19 protein-coding genes, 1 tRNA gene and 1 pseudogene are annotated in these 23231 nt (G+C 61.0%); 7 read left to right on the top strand and 14 right to left on the bottom strand.

Features of this window, described 5'->3' with window-relative positions; all coding sequences use genetic code 11:
* Positions 1–41: 41 nt before the first annotated feature.
* The 3 genes from AC1DON_RS21535 to AC1DON_RS21525 all read right to left on the bottom strand — a co-directional run bounded on the left by AC1DON_RS21535 (position 42) and on the right by AC1DON_RS21525 (position 6317).
* Entirely contained in the window at positions 42–1073 is a 1032-nt protein-coding gene (locus tag AC1DON_RS21535; protein WP_476936887.1) for an agmatine deiminase family protein, read from the bottom strand.
* A 157-nt stretch (positions 1074–1230) separates the two neighbouring features.
* The gene (locus AC1DON_RS21530; RefSeq protein ID WP_476936886.1) at positions 1231–4581 is read right to left on the bottom strand and encodes a TonB-dependent receptor; all 3351 of its coding nucleotides are present in this window, start codon (positions 4579–4581) and stop codon (positions 1231–1233) included.
* 497 nt (positions 4582–5078) lie between these two features.
* Entirely contained in the window at positions 5079–6317 is a 1239-nt protein-coding gene (locus AC1DON_RS21525; protein ID WP_476936885.1) for an OmpA family protein, read from the bottom strand.
* Between the two features lie 380 nt (positions 6318–6697).
* Here AC1DON_RS21525 and AC1DON_RS21520 point away from each other — a divergent pair.
* Positions 6698–6787 (top strand) — tRNA-Ser (locus AC1DON_RS21520).
* Between the two features lie 145 nt (positions 6788–6932).
* Here AC1DON_RS21520 and AC1DON_RS21515 read toward each other — a convergent pair.
* The 6 genes from AC1DON_RS21515 to AC1DON_RS21490 all read right to left on the bottom strand — a co-directional run bounded on the left by AC1DON_RS21515 (position 6933) and on the right by AC1DON_RS21490 (position 13786).
* Positions 6933–8201 (bottom strand): spinster family MFS transporter, encoded by a 1269-nt coding sequence (locus AC1DON_RS21515; RefSeq protein WP_476936884.1) that lies wholly within the window; start codon positions 8199–8201, stop codon positions 6933–6935.
* 197 nt (positions 8202–8398) lie between these two features.
* Positions 8399–9079 (bottom strand): Fe2+-dependent dioxygenase, encoded by a 681-nt coding sequence (locus tag AC1DON_RS21510; protein WP_476936883.1) that lies wholly within the window; start codon positions 9077–9079, stop codon positions 8399–8401.
* A gap of 71 nt (positions 9080–9150) precedes the next feature.
* Positions 9151–11433, bottom strand: coding sequence for a catecholate siderophore receptor Fiu (locus AC1DON_RS21505; protein WP_476936882.1), 2283 nt, complete (start codon positions 11431–11433; stop codon positions 9151–9153).
* Positions 11434–11581: 148 nt separating this feature from the next.
* Positions 11582–12412, bottom strand: a complete 831-nt coding sequence (locus tag AC1DON_RS21500) for a DUF4198 domain-containing protein (RefSeq protein ID WP_476936881.1) — start codon at positions 12410–12412, stop codon at positions 11582–11584.
* Positions 12413–12581: 169 nt separating this feature from the next.
* The gene (locus AC1DON_RS21495; protein WP_476936880.1) at positions 12582–13103 is read right to left on the bottom strand and encodes a DUF2271 domain-containing protein; all 522 of its coding nucleotides are present in this window, start codon (positions 13101–13103) and stop codon (positions 12582–12584) included.
* Positions 13104–13168: 65 nt separating this feature from the next.
* A complete protein-coding gene (locus AC1DON_RS21490) occupies positions 13169–13786 on the bottom strand; it encodes a PepSY-associated TM helix domain-containing protein (RefSeq protein ID WP_476936879.1) in 618 nt (205 codons plus the stop codon).
* Positions 13787–13965: 179 nt separating this feature from the next.
* Here AC1DON_RS21490 and AC1DON_RS21485 point away from each other — a divergent pair, with 179 nt between their 5' ends.
* Genes AC1DON_RS21485 through AC1DON_RS21475 form a run of 3 tightly spaced genes read left to right on the top strand, consistent with a single transcriptional unit; the run spans position 13966 to position 15451 of the window.
* The gene (locus AC1DON_RS21485; RefSeq protein WP_476936878.1) at positions 13966–14655 is read left to right on the top strand and encodes a glutathione S-transferase family protein; all 690 of its coding nucleotides are present in this window, start codon (positions 13966–13968) and stop codon (positions 14653–14655) included.
* Positions 14645–14980 carry an ArsR/SmtB family transcription factor gene (locus tag AC1DON_RS21480; RefSeq protein ID WP_476936877.1) on the top strand — a complete coding sequence of 112 codons (336 nt, stop codon included), beginning with the start codon at positions 14645–14647 and terminating at the stop codon, positions 14978–14980. The genes AC1DON_RS21485 and AC1DON_RS21480 overlap by 11 nt, the downstream gene beginning before the upstream one ends.
* Positions 14981–15451 carry an SRPBCC family protein gene (locus AC1DON_RS21475; protein WP_476936876.1) on the top strand — a complete coding sequence of 157 codons (471 nt, stop codon included), beginning with the start codon at positions 14981–14983 and terminating at the stop codon, positions 15449–15451.
* Here AC1DON_RS21475 and AC1DON_RS21470 read toward each other — a convergent pair.
* The 3 genes from AC1DON_RS21470 to AC1DON_RS21460 are packed head-to-tail and all read right to left on the bottom strand — an operon-like array spanning position 15441 to position 19710.
* Complete coding sequence (locus tag AC1DON_RS21470; protein ID WP_476936875.1) at positions 15441–16685, bottom strand: hypothetical protein; 1245 nt, start codon at positions 16683–16685, stop codon at positions 15441–15443. The two genes, AC1DON_RS21475 and AC1DON_RS21470, sit on opposite strands and share 11 nt — an antisense overlap.
* Position 16686: 1 nt before the next feature.
* Positions 16687–19059, bottom strand: coding sequence for a putative bifunctional diguanylate cyclase/phosphodiesterase (locus AC1DON_RS21465; RefSeq protein WP_476936874.1), 2373 nt, complete (start codon positions 19057–19059; stop codon positions 16687–16689).
* Positions 19060–19068: 9 nt separating this feature from the next.
* A complete protein-coding gene (locus AC1DON_RS21460) occupies positions 19069–19710 on the bottom strand; it encodes a cupredoxin domain-containing protein (protein ID WP_476936873.1) in 642 nt (213 codons plus the stop codon).
* A gap of 450 nt (positions 19711–20160) precedes the next feature.
* Between AC1DON_RS21460 and AC1DON_RS21455 the strand changes: the two genes are divergently transcribed.
* Positions 20161–20481 carry a DMT family transporter gene (locus tag AC1DON_RS21455; protein WP_476936872.1) on the top strand — a complete coding sequence of 107 codons (321 nt, stop codon included), beginning with the start codon at positions 20161–20163 and terminating at the stop codon, positions 20479–20481.
* A 4-nt stretch (positions 20482–20485) separates the two neighbouring features.
* A complete protein-coding gene (locus tag AC1DON_RS21450; protein ID WP_476936871.1) occupies positions 20486–21505 on the top strand; it encodes a threonine aldolase family protein in 1020 nt (339 codons plus the stop codon).
* Positions 21506–21566: 61 nt separating this feature from the next.
* Here AC1DON_RS21450 and AC1DON_RS21445 read toward each other — a convergent pair whose 3' ends face one another.
* A complete protein-coding gene (locus tag AC1DON_RS21445) occupies positions 21567–22445 on the bottom strand; it encodes a 2-dehydropantoate 2-reductase (RefSeq protein WP_476936870.1) in 879 nt (292 codons plus the stop codon).
* Between the two features lie 50 nt (positions 22446–22495).
* Between AC1DON_RS21445 and ybaK the strand changes: the two genes are divergently transcribed.
* Positions 22496–22969 carry a Cys-tRNA(Pro) deacylase gene (ybaK, locus tag AC1DON_RS21440; protein ID WP_476936869.1) on the top strand — a complete coding sequence of 158 codons (474 nt, stop codon included), beginning with the start codon at positions 22496–22498 and terminating at the stop codon, positions 22967–22969.
* Positions 22970–23051: 82 nt separating this feature from the next.
* Here the strand turns inward: ybaK and AC1DON_RS21435 are convergent.
* Positions 23052–23231 (bottom strand): annotated as a pseudogene (locus tag AC1DON_RS21435) (IS481 family transposase); the annotation flags it as partial.

Raw genomic sequence — 23231 nt, 5'->3', positions numbered from 1 at the left:
AATAAATTAGCTGTTCGCAGATGGGAACGGCTTGAAGATTCTCAAGCCTTGATCAAAGGCACTTGCTGGCTGATGCAGTGAAAGCTGCCACCGCCGGTCAGGATGGCCTTGGACGACAGGCCGACGACCTGGCGTTCAGGGAACAGGCTTTGCAGCGCCTCGACCGCCAGTTCGCCCGGCCGCTCCTTGTAGATCGGCACGACGACGCAGTCATTGGCGATCAGGAAATTCATGTGCGAGGCGGGGATAATCTCGCCATCTTCATCCGTCACCTTGCCTGGCGACGGAATACGCACGACCTGAAGGCTCTGGCCGCGCGCATCGGTCTGGCTGGCCAGCAGGCGCGCGGTGTTGTCATAGACATCGGCATTGGGATCGTCGCGGCCGAACGCCACCGGACAGGCCACGACACCCGGCGCCACGAAGCGCGCCAGATTGTCGACGTGGCCATCGGTGTGGTCGTTGAGCATGCCGTCACCCAGCCAGATGACCTTACGCGCGCCCAAAGCCGCCTTCAGCGCGGCTTCGGCCTTTTCCTCGGTCCAGCCAGGATTGCGGTTGGGGTTGAGCAGGCACTGACGTGTCGTAAGAATAGTACCGTGGCCGTCGTGATCGATGGCGCCGCCTTCGAGGATAAAGTCCTGAAGCTCGCCTTTGATGCCGTCGGACGCACCGATTTGGGCCGAAACCTCGTCGTCGTGCGGCAGCGAATACTTGCCGCCCCAGCCGTTGTTGCGGAAACCAATCGGCTTGGCCTGGTGCAGGTCGTCCTCATCGGGATCGTCGGCGACGTAGACGGGACCGGTGTCACGGAACCAGATGTCGCCGAAGCGGCCATCGACAATTTCGACGCGTTCGACGTCGCCCAGCAGGCTCTGTGCCGCCTTATGGGCGTCTTCGCCCATGACCATCAGCTTGACGTGTTCATCACCCATTTCGGCCAGCACGCGCGCCAGGGCCGCGACCTCAGCCTGGGCCGGGATCAGATCTTCCTGCCAGAGGATTTCGTGGCTTGGAAAGCCGAGCCACATGGCCTTGTGCGCTTCCCATTCGGCGGGAACCAATCGTGTCATGTCACTTCCTGGAGGTTGACGAAGCCTCGTCGACTTATGGGCTTCACGTTCGCCTGCTCTTACCACAGGCCGGATTGTTTTGACTATGTTTTTGCGCAAAAGAAACGGCCCCCGGATCACTCCGGAGGCCGCTATCTTAGCCCTCAAACCGTAAGGTTTAGAAGCGGTAACGCACGCCCACCTTGACCTGATAGACCGACGTGTTGAAGTCGTCGAAGTCGTTGCCCAGGTTGAAAGCGTCGTACTGGTAGTAGTTGCCTGCGCCAGCGACGCAGGTCTGGTTGTTGGCGGTCAGCGCCGGCTGCTGGCAGTTACGGGCGCTTACAACCGTGCGTTCGTCGAAGTTGTACTTCGTGTATACGCCCCATTCGTCGTTGATCGCGTTGGAGATGTTCTGAACATCAAGATACACGAGCAGTTTCGACTTGCTCGGGAAGAAGGCCGGAACCTCCTGCTCGAGGTGCAGGTTAAACAGGAAATTTTCCTGAGCCTTGAAGGCGTTACGCGGCGCAACACCACCGGCATACTTGATCAGGCCAGAGTCCTGCAGGAACGTATTGAACGTATCCACGTTGAAGGCCGCGGCGTAGGTCACGATCGAGTCCGACGTACGCGTGACGTTGCCGTTGGCATCGGTTTTCGGCACGTAAAGCAGTTGGCGGTTAAACGCGGCAGTCGCATTTTGCTCGCCGAACATACCGACCGAGGCACCGTTGGTCGAACCCGTAAAGGACGAGGTCACGTCCTGGAAGGCATACGAGAAGCGCGGCCCGCTACGGCTTTGTCCATACAGCGTGATACGGGTCGCGTTGTCGCCGAAGAACTTGCGCTCATAGCTGATCGTACCCTTGGTGATACGATCGATCTGGAACTTCGAAGTCGCTTCGATCGGCACGCGCGGATCGGTCGTATACACGCCACGGAAGTTCGACAAAGCTGTCGAGCTGCCGAGCGGGTTGGCTTCCGTCGCGTCATTGAGCGCGATGCTGGCATCGATGCTCAGGCCTTGTGCCCAACCGTCGCGCCAGGCCTTGCTGGCAGCGATGGTAAAGGTATCGGACTTGCCGACGTCAGTGGTGTACAGGACGATGTCGGAACGGTTGGCGCGGTTGACACCATCCACCTTGCCGAAGAACACGGGACGGCCATCAGGCGCAGTGCCGGAGTAGGCCTTTTCCTGATAGAGGTCGCGCCAGTAAACTTGCGAGTCGAACTGGGCGTGGGTGTATTCGACCGTCAAGCGATAGTCGCTGCCAAGGCTGCCGAGGTCAACAAGCTTAGTCGCACCCAAAGACGCCTTCCATACCGCCGGAACTTCGAAATCAGGAGCCAGGGCGTTGCTGTCGCCGACACCGGTGTTGGCCGACGCCGTGTTCAGGTTCTTCAAAGTCGTCGAGACGTTGAAGCCATCGATGTTATCCAAAGCTCCGGCAGTCGTGACACCACCGCAGGCGGTGACATTGGTGCCGAAGTTACGCGAGCAGGTGACGTTACCCAGCAGGTTACCCGTGTTGGTGTAGGAGTTCGAAATCCACACATTGGCGCTGCCGCCCTGGAACTTGCCGATACCGCCGTAGACGGTCAGGGTGTCGTCGATCGACGGACGCCAGTTGAAGCTGACGCGTGGCTGCCAGACGCTCAGACCGTCGAGGCCCTTGGCATTAGTGAAACCATAACGTGCTTCAAAGGCCGGGTTGTACTTCGGCAGATCACTCGAAGCATAGGCATCGTAGCGCAGACCGCCCGTGACCGTCAGGCGCGGAGTGACGCGCCATTGATCCTGAGCATACAGGGTCGTCGTTGTATAGTTGAACTTGGCGCCGCCATCGTCCTTGTTGTTGGTCGCAGCGCTACGGTAGGTCACAGACGCTGCCTTACCGGCTTCCAGGTCGTCAATGGTCCGGAAGACGTAGGAACCATTAGCTGCCTGAACGAACAGGTTGAAGACGTCGACGCTTTCATATTCGGCGCCAAACGACAGGGTGTGCTTGCCGGTACGATACTTTGCCTTGAAGTCGAGGTGATCGACGTCGTTGGTCAGCTCGTTAGCTTGACGCGAGAAGTCCGGACCAGCCCAGACGCTGGGGCCGCCAACGCTGTTGTTCGCGCCCGGATTGATATAGACGCGGAATTCAGCAAAGTCCGAGCCACCGAACGGGTTCGAGATGTTGATGACTTCCTTGCGCGAGAAGTTCACTTCGGTCGACAGTTGGTCGTTCCAGCGCGAAATCAGCTGGCCCTTATAGACCTTCATGTTCGACTGAAGGGTATACCACTTCGACATCAGGCCCAGTTGGCCGACCGTGGCGGACTGCGAATTGCCGACGTCACTGACGCGGCTGCTCTTGGTGTCCGTGTAGGCCAGAACAGCGCGGTGATCGTCGTTGACCTGCCAGTCGAACTTCAGCTGGATCTTCTCGTCGAGGATCGGAGCATTGCCACCTTGCCAGCCGAGCGGATCGAACTTGTACTTCGTCTTCAGGATGTTGGTGATACGATCAACATTCGCCTGCGACACGCCAACGATCGGACGCGGAGCTGTAGAGCCATCTGGGCCGAATTCAACGGCCGCGCCGCTTTCGTACTTTTCATAGAGGCCGAAGAAGAACAGCTTGTCCTTTACGATCGGGCCCGAGAAGTTGGCGCCCCAGGTCTTTTCGTCGACGGTGCGCGGAACGCTGGTCGTGACCATCTGGCCGGCCGTGTTGCGCGACACGAAGACATCGCCGCGCAGGTCGTCATTGGTGTATTCGTAGAAGGCGCCACCGTGGAACTGGTTGGTGCCCGACTTGGTGACCAGGTTGACGACGCCGCCCTGGAAGAAGGAGTACACGACATCATAGGGGGCGATATCGACGTTGACCGATTCGATGCCGTCCGGAGACACCATGGAACGCTGTGTCGGCATGCCGTTGGCGTTCAGACCGAAGTCGTCGCCCTGACGGACACCATCCACCAGGATTGCGTTCGAGCGGTTGCTCATGCCCCCCAGGCTGAGCGCGTTCGCGTTCGTCGGGTCCATATAGGCTGTCGGCGACTTCAGCGCGTAATCGCGGATGTCGCGGTTCAGCGTCGGGAAGGTCTGGAGCTGCTCGGTGCTGATCTTGGTACGACCGGCAACGACTTCGCGGCGGTTGCCGCGGATCACGACTTCCTGGGTGGAAGACGCCGTTGTGGCGTTGATATTGGCTTCGGTGGGTTCGCCGATGTTGACATAGCCCACTTCGGTCGGTGCGGCTTCGACGCCGGTGGAGCTGATCGTGACCTGGTAAGGGCCGCCGACGCGCAGTTGATCGACAACGTAGTAGCCGGTCGAGTCCGTCGTCGTAGTGACGGTGCTGCCGGTCGACAGGTGGGTGACGGTGACGGTCGCGCCGGCTACCGGAGCGCCCTGTTCGTTCGTCACATAACCCTTGATGCCACCGGTCGTTTCCTGAGCGTACACAGCTCCGGCCGACATAAGCGCCAACACCGAAGCCGCGGCGCAATATTTAAGGAAGGTATTCATTCGGGAGTATCCCCTCTCCAGGTTCAAAGCACACTAAACCTACCGCAGCGCACAAGCGTTTGAGACTGCGACTCGGGGGCGCAACTCGTTTCAAATGTCCGTGGATTAAGTTGTTAATCCCTTAGTAGGTTTTCGGTCACTTTTTGAGCGAAAAGTGCGAAGCTTTTGTGACTTTGCGCCGATAAACAGGCCGTTGCTGCCTTATTGCCACACAATCTGGCAAGAAAACGGTCGCATTTTGCCACATTTCAATTCGCTCAACGGGCGATAAACCACCATATGTATGCAGATATAAAGGCCTTTTCCCATATATATGGTTTCCATTGCAATGAATCTGAAGCGCATGAAGTGTGGATTGCTTCCGAGAAGAAAACAAAAAAGACCGTGATTACGTCACTTTATATTGCAGCGCGAAAGATATCGTCAGCACCGTTTTGCAAAACAAAAGCCCGGCCTGTTTCCAGACCGGGCTTCAGTTTTAGCATGACAGCGTTCGATTAGAACGTGATGTCGATCGTCGAACGACGGTTCAGCGGTTCCTTCACGCCGTCGCCGGTAGCGACCGCAGGCTCAGCTTCACCCTTCCAGTCAACGGCCAGCTTCGTGGCGTCAACACCCAGGCCAGCCAGGGCGTCAGCGACAGTCTTGGCGCGACGTTCCGACAGGCGGATGTTGTAGGCCGCGGAGCCCGAGGTGTCGGTGTGGCCGACGACGACGATACGGGCGGCATTGCCGGCCTTAGCGTAGTCAGCGGCTGCCGAAACAACGGCTTGCGCGTCAGCAGTCAGGTCCGACTTGTCGAATTCGAAGTAGACCGTGAATTCGCGCGCTTCATACGCCGGAGGCGGCGGAGGAGGCGGCGGAGGGGGCGGCGGAGGAGGAGGAGGCGGTGGGGGCGGAGGAGGAGGAGGCGGCGGCGGAGGCGCAGCTTCCTGGCCGAAGGCCCAACGCAGGCCGACCGACAGAGTCTGATCGTTCAGCTTGCCTTCGAATTCACCCGGGTTCCAGCCACCGCTGGTGCCCGGAACCGACGCGACCGGATAGGACGAGATTGAGTCGAACGAGGCCTTTTCCGAGGCAGCGTAACGATAGGTCAGGTCGAGGCTCAGACGCTCCGACAGTTCCCACGCCAGACCAGCCAGCAGCTGCACGGCCGGAACCGTGTCGGTGCCTTCGATGGTCAGGTGATCAACGCGGCCAGCCGGGTTGGTCGAATATTGACCAATCATCTTTGCCTTAACCTGGTTCAGACCAACGCCCACGCCGACGAACGGGTGGAAGGTCGATTCCGGCAGGATGTCATAGATCAGGTTGACGAACAGGCTTGTTTGCGTCAGCGAACCTTCCGGACCGCCGCATTCCGTCGAAGCCGTACGGATCACCGTCGGCGTGCAGAGAGCGGTATCGCGCGTGCCGGCGAGACCCGGATAGGTACGTGGGAAGCCGATTGCGGTGTCGACGTCGCCAGGACGGTAGCCGCCTTCGAATTCAACGCGCCAGTTCGGGCTGTAGCGATAGCCGAGGCGAGCGAAGCCGGCCCAGGTATCTTCCGTCGAAATGTCATAAACGAAAGGACCGCCATCGACCATGTTGTTGGCCGAGCGTGCCTTGTAGTCACCCATCGAGTTGAGGCCGGCATCAAGTGCGCCGTACCACCCGTTAGCTTGTTCAGCGGATGCGCCAGTCGCAACCGCCAGTGCAGCGAGCGCAGCGCCCGCTAGCAGATTGAGTTTCATCTTCTTGCCCTCTCTTGGCCATCAATCGACCAGCCGATACCCTGGCTGATACATAAAGAACAGGCTTTCATAACTTTACGAAGCCATTTTGCATAGCACCGAATTGCGCGTTTGGTTAAATTTGTGCGCATTTAGTACCGTTTGGTTGTGACTGACACCTGAAAGCCACGCCTTACGTCGATGCCTCTACATCGCCGCATTTAGGCCGTGTTCCGAGGTAAAAAAGCCATCCCGCGCCGCAACAGGCGAATAAAAATCCTATAAGTACCGATAAAAGGCTTGCGAATTCCGAATCCTATGAGTAGGAACACGCCTCCTGACGACCCACGGCCCTTACCGGCCGCTGACCGAAGCCAGAAATGGCCGGAGCCCCTGAATACGGAGAGGTGGCAGAGTGGTCGAATGTACCGCACTCGAAATGCGGCGTAGGTGCAAGCCTACCGTGGGTTCGAATCCCACCCTCTCCGCCATTCATTTATATACACCCGCCCCCTCGGGGTGGGACTAGAACCCACGGTAAAAGCAAAAATGCGGGTTCGGCGAAGCGCAGAGAAGCCAATCCCACCCTCGTTCCAAGTTGCGTAGAATGGGCTCGAACGAAGACGATAAAACTCCCTACTCCTCGACCCAGTCCTGCTTCAGCCGCCCAGCCGCCAGAATCAGCAGCCCCGCCGCCACTACGTAAAAGCTCAGCGCGTACAGAAATGCGTACCGAATCGATTCGGCGCCGTAATGCGGCTTCAGAAGCTCCGACAGCTTGCCAAAGGCGTAGGTCCCCAGCGCAATACCGATCAGGTTGTTGACGAGCAGGAACAGCGACGACATCAGGCTGCGTGACGACGCCGGCCCGAGGTGTTGCACGGCCGCTACAACCGGCCCCAGCCAGACAAGCCCGAGAGCCTGCGGCGCCAGGAATAGCAGAAAAGCCTGTACCGGCGTCTGCGCCATTACCCCCAACAGATAGAGCGCCGCCGAAGCCAGGAAGGCCACAGCCGGAACCAGCGCATAGGCAGATTTGTGCTTTGCGCCCAGGCGGTCAGCGAGGAGGCCGCCCAGGGTCATGCCCACTACGCCGCCGATCAGCAAAATGCCGGCAAACAGCCACGACCGGCTGACCAGATCCATGCCCAGCGATCGGGCGAGAAAGGTCGGCATCCAGTACATGATGCCATAGCCCACCATCGAAGCGCAGGCCGTACCCAGGGACATCAGCCAGAAGGACGATTTCGAAGCCGCCAGACGGACGACCGCGCCGAATCGCATCGATTCCGACGCCGCGGCATCCGGTCGGGTGCGAACCGGTTCCTTTACCACCAGGCGGAACAGAGGGGCTAGCAGCAGCCCGCCGGCGCCCATGGCGAAAAATGCCCAGCGCCAGTCGACATGCGCGGCCAGGAGGCCACCGGCAAGGACACCGCAGGCGCTGCCGACAGGTATGCCGAACGAGAAGATGGCCATGGCCCGGGCGCGCAGGCGTGGCGGAAAATAGTCAGCGATCAGGCTGTAGGCAGGCGCCACACCGCCCGCCTCACCAACCCCTACCCCCATGCGCGCCGCGAACAGCTGCCAGAAGTTTGTCGCCAGGCCGCACAGGGCCGTAAAGCCCGACCACAGGGTCAGCGCGCCTGTAATGATCCAGACGCGTGATGTCCGGTCGGCCAGCCAGGCGGCAGGGACAGCCAGCGTGGTATAAAGCAGCGCGAAGGCCAGCCCACCCATCAGGCCCAACTGTTCGTCATTCAAGCCCAGTTCGGCGGCAATCGGTTCTTTCAGGATGCTCAGTATCTGCCGGTCGAGAAAGTTGACGGCGTAGACGACAAACAGCATGAACAGCATCAGCCAGCGGCCACGCGTTGCCGTCTCACCCGTTCGGTCGTCAGTCATTCCACTTGTCCCCGTTGTCGCACACATCGCCCGGAGCTCTTTTACAGCTTCCTTAGACGAAGCGCCAGAAACCCGATCCGTTCCTTAGGCGCAAGCGGTTATAGTGGTCTTGTTTCTAACGACCAGATCCTAGCCAAAAGCCGTAAGACCCCACCATCATCACTGGGCCTTACGGCTTTTCGGTGCCTAGAGCCGTGTCATAACTCGGCCCACTGCCGTATCAGGTTGTGATAGTGACTGGTTAGCCCCACCACCTCTTCCGAATCGCCCAGGCGCGCCCTCAGCCTGAGGATCGTCATGTCCAGGTCGAACAGCATCTGGCGGCGCACGCCGTCACGTACCATGCTCTGCGTCCACAGCACTGACACCGTCCGCATGCCGCGCGTCACCGGTTCGACGCGATGCAGCGAGGTCGAAGGATAAAGAATGGCGTCGCCGGCCGGCAGCTTGACCTCGTGGGCGCCATAGGTGTCCTCGATGATCAGTTCCCCGCCATCGTAGTCTTCGGGAGCCGTGAGAAAGACCGTCGTCGATATGTCGGTGCGAACGCTCAAACCGGTCGATGGGTCGAGATGCACCGCGCTATCGACATGGTTGCCGAAGGCGCCGCCACCGGAATAGCGGTTGAAGCGCGGGGGCAGGATCGTCTTCGGCAGGGCTGCCGACTGGAACATGGGATGGCGCTTCAGGGCCGTTGCCACGACAGCACTCAAACGTAGATTGGCCGGGGCTTCATAAGGCAGTTGCTCGGCTGTCTTGAGCTTGCTGGCCTGCGCGCCGGCGGTCATGCCGCCGTCACGCCACGGCGCGGACGCCAGTCCGGCGTTCACGGAGGCCAGCTCTTCAGCGGTTAGAAGTTGAGGGATGTGGAGCATCATGATGCGCACTCCATATATGAAAAGACCCCGGTGCGAAACCGGGGCCACTCTGACCGGAACCGTGTTCCGAACTAGTAGCGGATGCGCGCCGTCAGGGTCGCGGTGCGCGGCGCGCCCAGGACCAGGCGGGCGCCTGAGTTGTTGAGCGTGCTGACATAGTCTTCGTCGAACAGGTTGTTGACGTTGAGCTGCAGGGCGACGCGGTTGGTCAGGTCATAGGTTGCCATGGCGTTGGCGACGAAGTAGCCGTCGATGTTTGGCATGTTCTGCGCCGCCGGGTTGGCCGCCGGGTCGATGACGCGCTTCTGTTCGCCGACGTACTGCCCACCGATGCCGGCGCTGAACTTCTGTGTGAACTTGTAGCTGGTCCAGAAGGTGCCGGTCAGCTCGGGCGACCAGCGGGTGGAAGCACCGGCCGAATTGTTGCCCGTCGTGCCCTCTTCGATCTCGGTTTTCATCGTCTGGATGCCGGCCGAAATCTGCCAGTTGGGGATGATGATGCCGGTGGCGCTGAACTCGAAGCCCGAGACCTTGCGCTCGCCGACCTGAACGTAGAGGCCCGAACCGACGGGCTCTTCCTGGGTCAGTTCGTTCCTGGCGACCGTGTTGTAATAGGCAGCGGTCAGGGACAGGCGACGACTGACGTCCCATTTACCGCCGGCTTCGAAGCTGGCCGTTTCCTGCGGGTCGAAGATCGGATTGGCGGCGCTGGAGGCCGTGCCGCTTTGCGAGAAGTTCGTGCCACCCGGAGGCGTCAGCGCGTTGCCATAGGCAACATAGAGGCTTGAGGCCGGCGTCGGCTTGTAGATCACGCCCAGGTTCCAGCTGACGAGCGTGCCGTCACCTTCAACCGGCGTGTTCGGTACCAGCGTGCCAACGGGCAGAGACGGATGGGTAATCGCGGTCGACAGCGAAGCACCCACGGTTTCGATGGTATAGCTGTCGAGGCGGATACCGCCATTGACGCGCCATTGCTCCCCGATTTTGACCGTGTCGAAGATATAGGCCGCCAGGGTGGTGCCCTCGCCGTCTGTATAGACGCCGTTGTGAACCGGTGTCGGCAGGACGTCGTTGACGTTGGGAGCGTACAGGTTCGCTGCCGGAATAGTCACGGCAACGGGGGGCGTGCCGGTGGTCGGCGTAACATAGGTCAGGTTCCTCTGGCCCTCGTGACCCACTTCAAAACCGACGGACAGATCGTGCTGTACACTACCTGACTCGATGGCGAAGCTGTAGTTCGTCTGGTTGAACAGGATGGTGTTTTCCTGATCGACGCGCTGGCGGGTGCGGGCGACGGTCCAGGTCGATGGGTTCGCCAGGATCACGCCCGTGTTTGCGGGGTTGAGCGCATTGATACCCGTCAGGATGCGGTCCATCGTCGTCTTGCCGTAACGCGAGGTATTGGTCAGCGTACCGCCGCTGCGGAAATGGTGGACGATCTTGCCCGACAGCATGACGGCCTCGACGTCTTCATAGTCGTTCGGGCTGCCATAGTAGTTCTCGCGATCGACCTTCGGCCCCGCCGCCAGGGCGGAAGTGGCATTATAGAATCCCTTGAGGCCAATCGACGGCAGGCCGCCATCGGGGACATTGTCCTGCTTAAGGTACTGGCCGAAGACGTAAAAGGTCGTGTCGGTGCCAAGGCCGACGGCGAAGGACGGGGCTACGCCATAGCCGGAATTCTTGACATACGAACGGCCCGGCGCATCGACGTCCTGTGTCATCAGGTTCAGGCGGAAGGCGCTGGAGCCGCTGAGGCGAATGTTGGAGTCGACCGTGGCGCGCGCGCCGCCTTCGCTGAAGGCGCTGACGACAGCGGTTGTGCCACCCGACAGGTTCGGCAGCTTGGACACCAGGTTGATATAGCCCGATGACGCACCGCGGCCGATGTCGGCGCCTGCCGGGCCTTTGGCGACTTCCACCTGTTCGACATTGAAGACGTCGCGACTGATGGCGCCCAGGTCGCGGATGCCGTCGAGGAACAGCGAGGTCTGGGTCGAGAAGCCGCGCATCTGGAAGGTGTCGCCCGAGGCGGTATTGCCGTTTTCACCCAGCTGCATGGTGATGCCTGGCGTGTTGCGCAGGGCATCCGTCAGCGAAAAAGCGTTCTGTTCGTCGAGCAGTTGGCGGCCGATGACGCTCATGGTCTGCGGCGTGTCGAGCAGGGGTTGGGTCTTCTTCGGCGACGAAACCTCGGTGGCGCGATAGCCTTCGCGCTGGCCGTGGATGACGGTTTCTTCCTCGTCATGGGCGACGTCATTAGCGACGGCGGCGGCGGGCACGGCCACAGCCAGTGCGGCCAGCGCGGCGAGGTAGGGAGTAACCGCGTGCTTGCGGCTGCGGATATGGCTCATAGTCTTAGTCCTTGGGTTGCATGGGGGCGCCACTCGGGCGCCCTGGGGAGGAAGCATGCCAAGGATGCCCCCTCAGCTGCGAATAGGTATCATTTGCACCGATAGATCAGAAAACAGCCCGCCGGGATGCGCGGCGGGCTGCGCATTGTTAGTTCGGCATGACCTCGAAGCTTGCCGTATAGGAATAGCGGACTACGGGCATGTCCGGCGGTCCAGCCGGACCAGCCTGGCCCTGGCCTTCACCCGGCCCACCCTGGCGGCGCGGCGGATAGCTGGCGGTCAGCAGGTGAAAACCGGCCAGTTCCCAGGTGACGGAGACTTCACCGGCCGCATCGGTCGTGGCGACGATTTCCTTCAGCCCGTTGCGGAAACGGCCGCCATCGGGAATGACAGTGACGCTGAGGCCCCCCAACGGCTTGCCATCGAGCAGGAAACGAAACCTGGCGGCCTCCCCGACGAACAGCTCGCTGGGGTGGGTGAGCGGCACGACCTCGAGCCCCTTGCCCGACGGCTGAAGGACAGCGTCGTTCGGCTTGCCCGCCGAGGCGAAGGTCTCGATGCGGCTAAAGTTGCGCGAAATGCGGACATCTGCCGCGCCCTGTGGCACCTGGCTTTGATAATCAGCTTCGGTACCGCGGAAACGCTTGGTTTCACCGTTCAGCGTATAGCTGCCCATGACCGCGCCGCTGACGACGGCGATGCGGTAGGTGCCGGGCGTCTTCAGCTCGACATCGAAGGCCGAGCGCATCTTGCCGGTCCACTTGTTCTGGGCTTCGACAGGCTGGCCGTCGGGCCCGGTGATAGCCAGGCCATCAAGGCGAACAGGCATGTGGTCGAAGTCGAAAATGCCTTCGGAGCTGGCAGCATCGACCGTCACCCAAGGCGCCTTGCCTTCGACCTGGGCGGCCGACGGCTTGAGCCACTGGCGGTGCGCCTCGGCGCTCATCGGCGCGAAGGCGGCGATCGCCAGCGCGGCCATGCCGCATGCCATGCGCAACCTTTTGAAATTCAGCCCCTTGGTCATCATCTGTGTGCCCGGTTCTTGTGACAGGCCGGCAATCGGCGACCTGTCGTTGTTGCGGTTGGGTTAGCACTCGTGCAAATCATTCGCAACAAGATTCTTGCGAATGATTTGCATTATTTTGCCATTATGGCTTGTAGGCGAATGATACCGCCCCCAGCTCGCCCTCGCCCTTGCCTTGGGCCGTCACGGCCTTGGCGGGATTATAGGCGACAGGAACGCGGACCAGGTCGCGGCCACCGCTCTCGCGGGCGGCTTCGACAACGAAGTTGTACTGGCCGGCGGACAGCCCTTTCAAAGCCACGCTGTCGACCGTCAGGGTCTGGCGGCCCGGCGCGCGCGTGGCGCCCGTGACGCCATCGACCGGCAAGGTCATTTCACGGCCAGCCTTGCGCCACCAGGTCCGCACATCCGGCAGCCACTTCTGGCCAGCATTTTCGCGCTTCTTGACGTCATACCAGACGAACACGGTCTTAACGGCCTTGCCACTGGCGTCTTCCAGCCAGCCGGCGATATAGGGCTTGTGATACTCGGCGACCTTTTGTTGTGGAATAGTCAGCTCGACGGCCAGTTGACCGGCCTGCGCCACTACGGGCGCTGCGGTAAGGATCAGGGCGCTGCCGCCCCACATCAGGGATTTCGATGCCATTGTGCAGTCCTTTAAAGCGCAATCCGGAAAGTGGAATCCGGTTTCCGGAAAATTGCGCGGCAAATTCAAGTATGTACGAACAGGAGGAATAGGATAAGCGGGAGCGCGATGCCGCCCGCGATCAGCGGCCAGGTGATGGCGCGGTTCTTGGAATAGACCCAGAGCAGGCCAAGGCCCGTGAGCGAAAAGACCACACAGGCGACGGCAATAATGTCGATGAACCACGACCAGACGAGGCCAGTATGACGGCCCTTGTGCAGGTCATTGAGCACGGCAACCGTACCGCGCGTCGTGCGCTCATAGATCAGTTCGCCGGTTTCAGGGATGATGGTGACGGATGATCCGACGCCCGGTCCGGCCAGGTCGACGAATATCTCGTCCTCGGAGACGTCGGCTGGCCGCTTGGCGATATCCGCGCCGGTCTCAGCCTTGACCGCTGCCACGACCACGCCCGGCAGGGGCGACTTGTCCTTCGCGCGTTCCAGCGCCTTCAAGGCTGAAGCGCCCAATACCTTCTCGACGCGGACCGTCTTGGGCTGCGCTTCAAAATCGGCGGCATGGTTGAGCGTGTAACCCGTCACCGCGAACAGCAGCAGGCCCGCCATACAGATGGCCGAACTGATCCAATGCCATTGACGCAGTTGGATGCGCCAGAAGTTGGGAGAAAGCTGAAAGCGCGACATGTCCGCCCATTAGCATCCACGGCGAAGTATAACAATGAGAATTATTATCAACTAGCAAAATTGTCGCCGCTGTTGTGGCAATTGCCCGGCCGCAAAAACTTAGCCAAATTGGAAAGTTTTCTGTTGCCGCCTTTGGGACACTTTGATACTTAGCCAATACGGAAACTATTGAGGCCGCCATGTCGTTGATCCTGCACTCTCATCCCCTGGCCGCCTATTGCTGGAAGGTCCTGATCGCACTCTATGAAAAGGGCATCCCGTTCGAGGCGCGCATGGTAAATCTGGGCAATCCTGATGCCCGGGCAGCCTTCGAAGCCTTGTGGCCGACGGCGAAGATACCCCTGCTGGAAGACGACGGCCGGGTCGTGCCCGAGACCTCGATCATGATCGAATATCTCGACCACAAACATCGAGGCCAGGCCCTCATGCTGCCGGGCACGCCGGACGCGCAGCTGGAAGTGCGGTTGTGGGACCGGGTGTTCGACACCTACGTCATGGACCCGATGCAGCGCTTCGTCGCCCAGCACCTGCGCCCTGAGGCTGAGCGTGATGCCCGCGAACTCGAAAACGCCCGGCGCTCGCTCGCATCCGCCTACGCCCTGATCGATACAAGGATCGGCGCGCGGAGCTGGGCTGCGGGCGAGGTCTTCACCCTGGCCGACTGCGCCGCGGCGGCATCGCTTTTCTACGCTGCGACCATCGAACCGTTCGCGGCGGAGCACACGCGCCTCAGCACCTATTTCGAACGGCTGATGGCCCGGCCGTCGGTGGCGCGCACGATCAAAGAGGCCTTGCCCTTCTTCCAGTACTATCCACTGCGCCACGCCCTGCCGGCGCAATACCGGCCGGAGGATGGCGATGCGGTCTGAAGTGTCGTCATCTCACAGCATGGACCGGATGTTCACGGCCCTGGCCGATGGCAACCGGCGCGCCATGATCGACCACCTGAGCGGCGGGCCGGCCTCGATGTCCGACCTGGCGCAGCGGCTGGGCATCGCCCTGCCCTCGGCGCTCAAACACCTGGCCATACTCGAAGACGGCGGGCTGATCCGCTCCGAAAAGATCGGCCGGACCCGGACCTATTCAATGGCTACCAATGCCTTCGGCGGGCTTGAGGCGTGGGTCGCCGACCGCAAGGCGCGCTGGAACCAGTCGTTCGACCGCCTGGAAAAATTCCTCGAAGGAGATGCGTAAATGCAGCGATCCGCCAGCCACACCGATTTCGTGCTCGACCGCCACTTCAAGGCATCGCCCGCGCGGGTCTTCCACGCCTGGGCCGATCCGGACGCCAAGCAACGCTGGTCAGACTGCCACGCCGAGATGGGGACGACCGAATACAGTCTCGACTTCCGGCCGGGAGGCCAGGAGTTGTACCGCGCCACGCTTGCCGACGGCATACGCATGACGGTCGACAAGACGTTTCTCGAGATCGTGCCGGATGCGCGCATCATTTTCGCCTACGCCATGGCGGCCAATGACAGGTCACTGTCGGCCTCGCTGGTGACAGTCGAATTCCATCAGGACGGCGATGGCACGCGGCTAATCCTGACGGAGCAGTTGGCCTATCTCGACGGGCATGAGGATCGCGACGAACGTCGGCGCGGCACCGACGAAGGGCTCGACCGGCTGGAATTGGAATTAATGGACGGCCCGCCTAAAGCCTGACCTTGAGCGCAAGTTGCACCTGGGTCTGCGCCTGGCGCGGCGCCAGCGACTGATAGCTGCGCGACGGGCGGTTGCTGACAACGTGCAGTGCTTCGACCGCCAGATCGAGATGGGCATTGAGCGGGCGCATATAGGCGACGGTTGCCGCATAGCCCTTTTCGGTATTGTCGTCCTTGTTGCGCCACGACCGGTCCTTGACGGCGAAGTAGTCCGCCCGGCCCGTCAGTCTGGCGCCATTACGCAACACGCGCGTCGCCAGCACATAAGCCGTGTCGAATGCGACGTCAAAGGCCCAGCCGTCAGACCTGCGCCAACCCATGACCGACGTGCCGCTCATGTATTGGCCCAGAACTTCGACATTGCCGACTGGCCGCGCCTGCACGCCCAGATTCCAGAAGCGCGTATCCCAGCCCCACTGGTCGTGGCGCATCGCTTCCGGGTCGGCGTCATTGGCGTAGTACTCCAAATTGACGGCGACCGGCGCCGGCGGCCGCCAATCCAGCCGGACATATTCGCCGGTATTACTGTCGATCTCAGCCGAAATATCAGTGAACGGCGCCTGCATGCCATCATCGAAAATCTGCGCCCAGCCCTTTTGTCCCTTGGCCAGTGGCAGGCGGCTGTCGCGGTTGGAAGCCATGTCGTGCATTGCCCAGCCGCGCCAGGTCAGGATGGTGCCCGACGTGTCATTGCCGGTGAAGAGCGCCCCGGTCAGACCGAGCACATGGCCTCTAACGGTCTTTTGCACCGAACCTTCGATGCCATCGACCAGGACCTCCTCGCCGATCCAGCTATTGGCCGCTGACGGCGTCAGCGTCCGCGACACAGACCAGCCGGCGCCGTCGTGTTCCATGGAGACCGGCGGAAACATCTGGCCGATCCGCACCGAATATTTCAGATCGGAAACCGGTACGGGCTTCCATTTGATAAAGGCTTCTTCGACACCAAATAGGTTCACGGCGTCCGGCGTATATTGCGCGACCATGTAGCCCGTGACGGTGTCGCCAAGGCGCGGCTTCCACACAAGGGCGGCCTGTGCAACGGCAAGGCGGCTGTCATTACCGTAGCGCAGCTTACCGAAACCGCCGTCCAGCCAGCCGCGTTCACCATCGGCGGTGATGGCGCGGATATCGACCCAGAGGTCTATGTTTTCACGATCGAACAGTTGCGTCTCGGCTTGCGCGCCGGCCGCCGCCCCCAGCCCCAGCAGTATGGCCAGGCAAAAAGCCTTCATATTAGCTGGCAGCCTTCTGCGGCGCGACCAGGCTCGGCAGGACGGCAGTGATGCCCTTGCGCGAGAAGTCCTCGATAAACGGCACCAGTTTGTCGAAGGACATCGGCTTGGCGATGCCGTAGCCCTGGGCCATATCGCAGCCCATGGCCTGCAGCAGGCCGAAGGCGGCAGCGGTTTCGACGCCTTCGGCGGTCACCTTCATACCCAGACCGTGGGCGAGGTCGATCGACGAGCGCACCAGCAGCGCATCGCGCTGGCCGCTTTCGATTTCCATGATGAAGGCGCGGTCGATCTTCAGTTCGTGTGCCGGGATCTGCTTGAGGTAGCTCAGCGACGACAGGCCCGTGCCGAAATCGTCGATCGAGATTTCCAGGCCGTGGCTGACGAAGGTGTTGATCGCCGCCAGACCGATCGTCGGGTCTTCGATAACCGCCGTTTCGGTGATTTCCAGGCAGATACCGCCGACGGCGTCATCGCACATCGCAAGTGTGCGGGCATTGAACTGCTCGTCGCTCAGGAGGCGGCCGGAATAGTTGATCGAGATATCGAGTTCGATGCCCACGGCCTTCAGACGCGACTGGTCCGACAGGCAGGTTTGCAAGACCTGAAGCGTCAGGTCGCGGATACAGCCGGTTTCCTCGGCGATGCGCACGAAACGCTGCGGCGAGACGAAGCCGCGTTCCGGGTGCTGCCAGCGCACCAGGGCCTCGACGGCGGTGATGCGGCCGCTGCGGTAGCAGAACTTGGGCTGATACCAGACCTCCATCTGCTTCTGCTGAAGCGCAGCGTAGAGCTGGTCGGTCAGGAGCAGGTTATCGGCCAGCTCCGAATAAATCCGCGGGTCGAACAGGACGATCGACGACTTCGAGGCGCGTGCCTGGTCCAACGCGATCAGCGAACGTTCGATCATTTCGTCCGCGGTCGGGCGCGACGTGCCGATATGGTAGACGCCCAGCGTGACGTTTACGTCGAGGCTCTGGTCGTCGGTGACCTTGATGCGCTTGGCCAGACGCGCCTGGATGGCACGGGCCAATGGCAGGGCCTGTTCGGCGGCGCACGGGTTGAGGGTCATGCCCAGCGTGTCTGCGGACAGACGCGAGATATAGGCGCGGTCGAATATACTGGCCAGGATCGACTGCAGGCGCGACACCAGGGTGTGCGCATAGGCGACGCCCCAGACGGCGCGGATGTGCGCAAAACGTTCGATACCGATGGCGATGACAACCATGCCGTTTTCGCCCGAGCGGTCGCGCACCGAGGTAATGTAGTCTTCGAAGGCCGAACGGTTGGGCAGGTCGGTCGCCACGTCGGTCTTGGCCAGGCGCGTGATGTCGCGCTCGCGGTCTTCGATCGAGATCGCCATAGCGTTGAAGGCGCGGGCCAGATCGGCCATTTCGTCACTGCTGTCGACGCGGACCTGGCCTGAACGGCCGGCCTTGAGGTTGAAGGCAGCGTCCTTGAGCGCCAGGATTGGCCGCACCAGCGACCGCGACAGATAGAGACTGGCGACGACGACCAGAATCAGGCCCAGCGTCCCGATACCGAGCAGCACGGTCAGCAGCGGCTGATACGCCTTGAGCGCATGGCCCAGCGGATAGGTGAGCAGCAGGACGCTGGTCTGGCGGCCATCCAGCGACGGCAGCGGTGTGGCCACGGCGATCAAGGAGCCCTTGGCGCTGTCGACCATGCTGGCGGCCTTGGTCTGCAGACTCTGGTCGATGACGAAGCTTAAGGAGTCAGTCTTGAAGTCACGCGTCTGTTCCTGCGGTCCCTGCCACAGGCCGCCGCGCGTCTGGGTCATGACAACGGCACGAATAGGAATCGCTGACAGGGTTTCCATCCCACGCATTTCGGCCTCGTCAAGGCGCGAGGCGAAGATGACCCAGCCGAGGCGGTCAGGCGCCATGACGGGCGCGGCCACGGCCTGCCACGGACGGTTGTCGACGGCAACAATGCCGGAGACCGGCTGCCAGGCATCGCGCCCGGCAAGGGCTGAGGTCACGGTCTGCGACAGGGCGGAATGATCGCCGGCCACGGGCTGGCCATCGGCGCCCAGGATCACGCCGGCGTCGGCGTTCAGGCGGCCCTGAAGATTGAGGAAGGCCGATTCGACAGTCGCCTTGTCATGGGTCGCCAGGGCCTGCTTGAAGCCAAAATCGCGCGACAGCAGCCCGGCATTGGTCTGCAGGGCTTCGGAATTGAGCGTCCAGATGCGCTTGAAGACTTCGGCATTGGCCTGTAGTTCCTTTTGCACCGATACGCGCGCATAGGAAATGACCGCCAGGTAGCAGGCAACGGCAATGACCAGCAGGGCCGCGGAAAACAGCCCTCCGTACATTACCGCCAGCTTGGTGCTCAAACGTTTAAAAGCCATAGGCAAGACCTAATATGCTCCACTTATGGGGAAACCGCCGTCCCTGACCTTGACCGAAAAGGTTTGGGCAGGGGACTTTCCCGCGTTCAGAGCGCGCGACACCGTATGTTCCGGTGCATCCATCAAGGGTTGCCACACCGACAGCGTACCGGCTGCATCCGGAACGCCCTTAAGCGTCACGCGGCCGGATATATCCGTCATGGCGAAATAGGGCGTATCGATGACGCGGATGTAGGCGCTCATCGAGTCATGAATATTACAGGCCACGGCGACCGTGCCGGCGTGGTCGAACTTCATGGTGCGGGTCTTGCCCTGGCCGTACAGTGGAAACTGGAAGGGCTGGACCTTGGAGAAGGAATAGACGTGGTGGTTGACGCGGTCCTGGTTGGGAAAGTTCACGGTAGCGCCGGCCGGCACGGCCAGGACGTAAGGCGCGAACTTCAGACTCTTTTGCGTCAGGGTATAGACGGCTGTCTTGAGCCCAGCCGGCACCGCTGCCCCGCCGGCCGGTGTGAAGGTCACGACGGCCGAAGACACAGGCTTGCCCGCAGCATCCGTCACCGAGACGACCAGGTCGGCCGCAAAGGCACAGACAGGCGCGGCAAACAGGCACACAGCAAGGACAAACAGACGCGTGAAAACAATCTTCATGCCCGATCGTGTATCATAACAAATATAAGAGTCGGTAAATCCTGCCTTTGCTAAAGGGCATCAAGCACAGTGCAAATGGCTCTGTGCGGAGTGTTTACATTCGCGGTGAAGTATCAGCGTTCTCCGTTTTTTGTTTTTACCGGAAAGCCATGACATCAAAGGCACACCGCATCTTTTTGCCGGATTCTCCTTAAGCGGGAATTTATTAACAGTGCGGTATGCAAACGTTGTTTTACGAACGCTTTTTTGCACGGCCGCAAACCTGACGAACGGCGTTTTTCGAGAAATTTCGAACAATTGTATGAAAAACCGCGACGGGCTTGCGCGGCGCGGCCTTGGCATTTTTGCTCCGACCGACTATGTCAGGCGGCGAGGACGACCTCCCCCTTTTTTGGGGCCCATTATGGGCACGTTTCCCCGGGACGACCCGGTTCTCTTCAGGAGGGCCGTATGGCCTGGATCTATCTTGTCTGCGCCGGATTTCTGGAAATCGTCTGGGCCTACGCGATGAAGTCGTCGGAAGGCTTTACCAAACTCACCCCAAGCATCGTCACCCTGGTCGCCATGATCGCCAGCTTCGGGCTGCTGTCGCTGTCGATGCGCACCTTGCCGCTGGGCACGGCCTATGTCATCTGGACGGGTATCGGCGCCGTGGGCGCTTTTATCGTCGGCGCCGCCGTGCTGGGTGAGCCCTTAGGCTTTACCCGCGTCCTGGCGGCGGCTCTCATCATTTCCGGTCTCATCCTGATGAAGATCGCCACTCCGAACTAAATCCATGGCCAGTTTCGCAAGCGACAATACCGCCCCGGTCCACCCTGCCGTCATGGCTGCCCTGGGCGCCGTCAATGACGGTGCCGTGCCGGCCTATGGCAATGATCCTGTGACAGCCAGGCTTCAGGACACCTTGCGCGAGACCTTCCGGCACAAGGACTTGCGCGTCTTTCCGGTGTTCAATGGTTCGGCGTGCAACGGCCTGGCCCTGGCCGCCATGATCCGGCCTTACGAGTCGATCCTTGCCCACCGCCAAAGCCATATCAATAACGACGAATGCGGCCTGCCCGAGTTCTTTACCGGCGGCAAGATCGTGGCTTTGGACGGCGTGCACGGCAAGCTGACGCCGGACGGTATAGGCAGCCTGGTAGAGCGCACGCTGGAACATGCGCCGCACACCTCGCGGCCGCGCGCTATCAGCCTGACCAACGCGACCGAGCTGGGAACGGTCTACAGCCCGGCCGAAATCCGCGCTCTGTCGGACGTCGCAAGGGCGCATGGCCTTTACATGCACATGGATGGGGCGCGTTTCGCCAACGCTATTGCTCATCTCGGCTGTCATCCGGCGGAAGCAACGCACGAGGCAGGTATCGACATATTGAGCTTCGGCGGCACCAAGAACGGCGCCATGCTGGCCGAGGCCGTCGTTATCTTCAATGCTTCATTGATCGAGAACTTTGCCTATATCCACAAACGCGGCGGGCAACTGCCGTCCAAGGCGCGCTACGTCTCGGCGCAGTTGCAGGCCCTGCTCGACGACGGCCTGTGGCTCAAGCTCGGCGCACACGCCAATGCGATGGCGCAAACCCTTCGCGACGGGTTGAAAGACGTCGCCGGCCTGCTGCATCCGGTCGAAGCCAATGAGCTGTTCATTACCCTGCCTAAGCCGCTGGCCGACCGGCTGATCGCCAAGGGGCATCGCTTCTATGCGTGGCCCAACGAAGGCGACGATGCCTACCGCCTTGTGACCAGCTTCTCGACCACAGAAGCCGAGGTCTCCGAATTCCTCAACGACTGCCGCTAGGTCTTGGCTTTTCGCGCTTTCTAACCCAAAACCGCTTTACACTTTTGGGGAAAGCGCTGGGCTAACCCCGGCTCTGCGCTGCCAGCAGCGGCACCAATACCCAGCTTATAGGCGTCGAGATCCCGTGCTTTTCCGCCTTGCGAACCACGACGCCATTACGGGCATTCCATTCGGTCATCCGGCCGGCCATGAAGTCGTCGTACATCGAGTTGGTCTCTTCGGGCCCGGCCGCCAGCCAGGCGTCGATCTGTTCTTCGACCATCTCTTCGGTAAGTTTCGCGCCCTCGGCCCGGCCGACATCGACGCATTCATGCAGGATACCGCGCGCCAGCTCGATAATGCCCGGCTCGTGAAAGACCTTCATCGGCTTGCCGCTCAGGCACAGAATGGCGCCGCCGCCGGCATTGACCAGCAGCTTGCGCCACAGACGCGTCTTCATGTCGTTCGTCAGCGCCACATCGACAAAGGTGCCGCTGAACAAGGCCTGGAAGGCCTGGCCGTCGATCGAATCCTCGACCACCATGTTGGCGCTGCGCCGCCAGGCTGCCCGGCCAGTGCCCAGTTTCGACGCCGGAATATCGACCATGACCGGCAGGATCAGCGTCGTTATGGGCACATAGAGCGCCGTGTTTTCGACGTGCTCGACGCCGTTCTGCAGCACGGCGATACGCGTGCCGGGCTGGATGGCGCGGTTGAGCGCCTCCTCGGCCGAAGCCACCTGATGCGCCTTGAGGCACAGAAACACCCAGTCTGCGGACGGCGTCTGGGCCGCCGTCACCACGCGCACTGGGCGCTGGCGGACCTCGCCGTCACTCATGGTCACGCTCAGCATATCGAACGGCTCACGCGCGACGAAAGTGACGTCGTGACCGGCGCTGAGTAAGGCCATGCCGACGGTCAGGCCGATGGCGCCGGGTCCGATAAGAGTGATGGTGGCCATGACGACTCACGAGTTGAATTGGGCCGCGTTATAACCTTAAAAGGCGAGCTATGTCCAAGACCACACCCGCGACCCTTTTTTTGACCCAGGCCGGCATCGCTTTCGACCTGCATCCGTACCCTTACGATCCGGATGCGCCACGCGTCGGACTTCAGGCGGCGGAAGCGCTCGGCATCGATCCGGACCAGACGTTCAAGACGCTGATGTCGGAACTGGACGGCAAGCCGGTGTGTGTCGTCGTCCCGTCACCACAAGAGGTCAGCATGAAAAAGCTGGCCGCGCATTTCGGCGGCAAGTCGGCGAATATGATGAAGGTGCCGGATGCGGAACGGCTGACCGGGTTCAAGGTCGGCGGCATTTCGCCGTTCGGGCAGAAGAAGATGGTGCCGACCGCGATCGACGAAACCGCACAGTTGTTCGATACGGTCTATATCAATGCTGGCCAGCGCGGACTGCTGCTCAGCATCGCGCCAGATGATGCAGCGAAAGTGCTGAATGCTGGTTTTGTGGGTTTGATGGCGTAACCCTCCTCCCCTTTTTATGGGTATACGGACCGGAGACATGGGTGACACATGTTCGGAGACATAGGTTACACATTTGGTGAGCCTATGTTGATGTGAGGTCAATAGTCGCGATGCGTTTCGCTCCGAAGCAGATGTCATAGGTGTTCTGTCCGGTAGGCCTTACAGCGACGTGTTCTCCTCTGAAGGCTTTCGGTACGCGCCATTGCCTGTTCCTGAAACTGATAGCGCCAAGGTCTTTGGGGACTTTCCTGACGATGTCGGA

Source organism: Asticcacaulis sp. P4_H10 (assembly GCF_056400965.1).
Note: the sequence above shows the minus strand (reverse complement) of the source record. Positions and strands in the feature narration are given on the sequence as shown.

Excerpts from the sequence above, each read along its gene's own strand:
- AC1DON_RS21535 (WP_476936887.1), bottom strand. The coding sequence starts at position 1,073 with ATGACACGATTGGTTCCCGCCGAATGGGAAGCGCACAAGGCCATGTGG.
- AC1DON_RS21530 (WP_476936886.1), bottom strand. The coding sequence starts at position 4,581 with ATGAATACCTTCCTTAAATATTGCGCCGCGGCTTCGGTGTTGGCGCTT.
- AC1DON_RS21525 (WP_476936885.1), bottom strand. The coding sequence starts at position 6,317 with ATGAAACTCAATCTGCTAGCGGGCGCTGCGCTCGCTGCACTGGCGGTT.
- AC1DON_RS21515 (WP_476936884.1), bottom strand. The coding sequence starts at position 8,201 with ATGACTGACGACCGAACGGGTGAGACGGCAACGCGTGGCCGCTGGCTG.
- AC1DON_RS21510 (WP_476936883.1), bottom strand. The coding sequence starts at position 9,079 with ATGATGCTCCACATCCCTCAACTTCTAACCGCTGAAGAGCTGGCCTCC.
- AC1DON_RS21505 (WP_476936882.1), bottom strand. The coding sequence starts at position 11,433 with ATGAGCCATATCCGCAGCCGCAAGCACGCGGTTACTCCCTACCTCGCC.
- AC1DON_RS21500 (WP_476936881.1), bottom strand. The coding sequence starts at position 12,412 with ATGGCCGCGCTGGCGATCGCCGCCTTCGCGCCGATGAGCGCCGAGGCG.
- AC1DON_RS21495 (WP_476936880.1), bottom strand. The coding sequence starts at position 13,103 with ATGGCATCGAAATCCCTGATGTGGGGCGGCAGCGCCCTGATCCTTACC.
- AC1DON_RS21490 (WP_476936879.1), bottom strand. The coding sequence starts at position 13,786 with ATGTCGCGCTTTCAGCTTTCTCCCAACTTCTGGCGCATCCAACTGCGT.
- AC1DON_RS21485 (WP_476936878.1), top strand. The coding sequence starts at position 13,966 with ATGTCGTTGATCCTGCACTCTCATCCCCTGGCCGCCTATTGCTGGAAG.
- AC1DON_RS21480 (WP_476936877.1), top strand. The coding sequence starts at position 14,645 with ATGCGGTCTGAAGTGTCGTCATCTCACAGCATGGACCGGATGTTCACG.
- AC1DON_RS21475 (WP_476936876.1), top strand. The coding sequence starts at position 14,981 with ATGCAGCGATCCGCCAGCCACACCGATTTCGTGCTCGACCGCCACTTC.
- AC1DON_RS21470 (WP_476936875.1), bottom strand. The coding sequence starts at position 16,685 with ATGAAGGCTTTTTGCCTGGCCATACTGCTGGGGCTGGGGGCGGCGGCC.
- AC1DON_RS21465 (WP_476936874.1), bottom strand. The coding sequence starts at position 19,059 with ATGGCTTTTAAACGTTTGAGCACCAAGCTGGCGGTAATGTACGGAGGG.
- AC1DON_RS21460 (WP_476936873.1), bottom strand. The coding sequence starts at position 19,710 with ATGAAGATTGTTTTCACGCGTCTGTTTGTCCTTGCTGTGTGCCTGTTT.
- AC1DON_RS21455 (WP_476936872.1), top strand. The coding sequence starts at position 20,161 with ATGGCCTGGATCTATCTTGTCTGCGCCGGATTTCTGGAAATCGTCTGG.
- AC1DON_RS21450 (WP_476936871.1), top strand. The coding sequence starts at position 20,486 with ATGGCCAGTTTCGCAAGCGACAATACCGCCCCGGTCCACCCTGCCGTC.
- AC1DON_RS21445 (WP_476936870.1), bottom strand. The coding sequence starts at position 22,445 with ATGGCCACCATCACTCTTATCGGACCCGGCGCCATCGGCCTGACCGTC.
- ybaK (WP_476936869.1), top strand. The coding sequence starts at position 22,496 with ATGTCCAAGACCACACCCGCGACCCTTTTTTTGACCCAGGCCGGCATC.